The sequence below is a fragment of the Vibrio sp. M260118 genome, assembly GCF_036533755.1.
GTDB lineage: Bacteria > Pseudomonadota > Gammaproteobacteria > Enterobacterales > Vibrionaceae > Vibrio.
In genome coordinates this window covers 1-2,277 of the sequence record NZ_JATABG010000464.1, presented here as the reverse complement: position 1 = coordinate 2,277, position 2,277 = coordinate 1, and the positions used below count along the sequence as shown (strand labels likewise).

Here is a 2,277-nt window from a genome sequence, read left to right as displayed (position 1 = left end):
CATGCTTTCCTGTTCCTGTTGTGTGTAACTTAACTATCAAAAACCAAGGTTGCAACCACTATTTTTATCAAAAGGCAATATTTTTACTGTTTTTACACTTTACGCAAGATGTAAAGAGAAAATTACACTCATATCAAGTGTCATTCAACAGGCAATTTCTATTTATAAATCAAAAACTTAAACTTAACTGTCACCAAAAGGGCTTTTAAGAAAAGTGATGTATGCCAAAGCGCCAAAGGTAACGCAAGTTAGGTTGATACTAAGATCAACTACCGAAAAATGACGCAGTGGGTTAAACATCTGCAGCAGTTCATCGGTTGCTACCATCGCCAATAAAAGTAAGACCCAAGGAGAGAGAACAAAACGACCACATTGGTAATAGAGTTTAGGCGTAGACCAAGCCGCTATGAAACCCAAACCTGAAGCTAAAAGAACATGCAGTATCCAGGCGCCACCTAGGCTGGCTTCAACAGAGCGAACCGCATCACCATACAAATCAAGTGATTTAGCCATTGAAGCTCCCCCACAGAGCAACACAAAACTCGCAAAAACTAACAATCTTGAACTAAACAGTTGCGCGACTAAATACATAAACTCATCTACAAACCAAAACAAAACGCTGAGTAGACTAGCTTATGTTTATGACGGAGGAAAGCACATTCCGTAGCCGTCTTACAATTTAGACAACAAGGTAATGATCTACTAGCAGCAGTAAAAACAGCAACATCAAGTGATAAATGGAGAACTTAAATGTGTCTATTGCTGACTTTTCATGCGACCTAAATTTAAGTTTCCAAGCATGGTAGATAAAGCCCGCACTCAAGATGGTTGAGCCTATCCAATACAGTGTTCCTGCCATAGCGACTAATGCAGGCAACAAACACACCAAAGCAAGCAACACGGTATAAAGCAGGATGGATGTTTTAGTGTACTCAACCCCATGAGTAACCGGAAGCATAGGAATATCCGCCTTGGCGTAATCATCTTTTCGGTGAATCGCCAGTGCCCAAAAATGTGGTGGCGTCCAAATAAAGATGATCATCACCAACAACCAACCATTGGCGTGCATTTCACCGGTTATAGCAGTCCAACCGAGCAGTGGTGGCATGGCACCAGCAATCCCAGCGATAACGATGTTCTGTGGCGTCGCACGTTTCAAATACATGGTGTATACGACCGCATAACCAAGTAAACTAGCAAATGTGAGCCAAGCAGTAAGGCTATTCACTCCCCAATGAAGAGTCACAAAACCGACTGCACCAATACTAACGGCGAAGATAAACACATGGGATGATTTCATCTCACCCGAAGGCAAAGGTCGTTTATAGGTTCGCGCCATTAACGCATCGATACGTTGGTCAATTAAGTGATTAAACGCAGCCGCAGAGCCCGCCATGAGACCAATGCCCATAAGACCTAGCACGGTATTTTTGACAGGTAGCGCCCCCGGTACCGCAAGGCACATTCCAACCACAGCAGTTAGAAGCATCAAGGCAACAACCTTAGGTTTAGTTAGCACCAAATAACTGCGCCATAGCGACCTTTCTTGTACTGAAACGGAAAGAGTTTTACTCATGTGCGCTCTCCTTGTTAAACAGTCTCGAATCCATTTCGATCTGTTGATTGACCTGCCAAATTAAATAGTTAGTTCGTAGCACAGTCAGCAGTAAGATTGCCGCGCCAAGGTTATGTGCAACTGCGACCAACAAAGGTAAACTCAGCAACACGTTACCTACGCCGAGAGCGATTTGAACTGCGAGCATAGCCAGAATACCTTTCGCAACTTTGGCATAGATTGGGCTTTTCTCAGCAAGCAACATCAAAGCTAAAGTTACGGCAAACACAGTAACCACCACGGCGCCAATTCGATGAGTGACATGAATTGTCATTCGCGCCCCGTAGTCCAAGGTGCCAAACTCATAGCTATCACGCTTAGGTTGGATCAGTTCAAATGCGCGGGAGAAATCCAGATATGAGGTCCAGTTGCCCTCACATATCGGCAACGTAGTACACATCAGTGCCGCATAGTTAGATGAGGTCCAGCCGCCTAATGCTATTTGCATCACAACCACAACAAACGTTATTGCAGCCAACAGCTTCAATGTCACTCCGGCTGGCTTGTATTCTCCTAGATTTGGGGTTTGTCGAGACTGCAGCCCCCAGTAAGTAAGTGCTAACAAGCAAAATAGAGTTAAACCACCTAGCAAATGCCCCATCACAACAACCGGCATTAGCATCATGGTAACTGTCCACATCCCCAATAGCGCTTGGAAGATG

Annotated in this window: 3 protein-coding genes; all 3 read right to left on the bottom strand. The window is 44.4% G+C overall.

The genetic code is table 11. The annotated features are described in order from the left end of the window. Positions 1-183 precede the first annotated feature (183 nt). Positions 184-513: a VanZ family protein gene (locus QTO00_RS18405; RefSeq protein WP_331426067.1), complete on the bottom strand. Its 330-nt coding sequence runs from the start codon at positions 511-513 to the stop codon at positions 184-186. A gap of 166 nt (positions 514-679) precedes the next feature. Further along, positions 680-1,576: a heme o synthase gene (cyoE, locus tag QTO00_RS18400; protein WP_331426066.1), complete on the bottom strand. Its 897-nt coding sequence runs from the start codon at positions 1,574-1,576 to the stop codon at positions 680-682. Continuing rightward, on the bottom strand, positions 1,569-2,277 hold a 709-nt coding region (locus QTO00_RS18395; protein WP_331426065.1), incomplete at its 5' end, for a COX15/CtaA family protein. The genes QTO00_RS18395 and cyoE, both read right to left, overlap by 8 nt.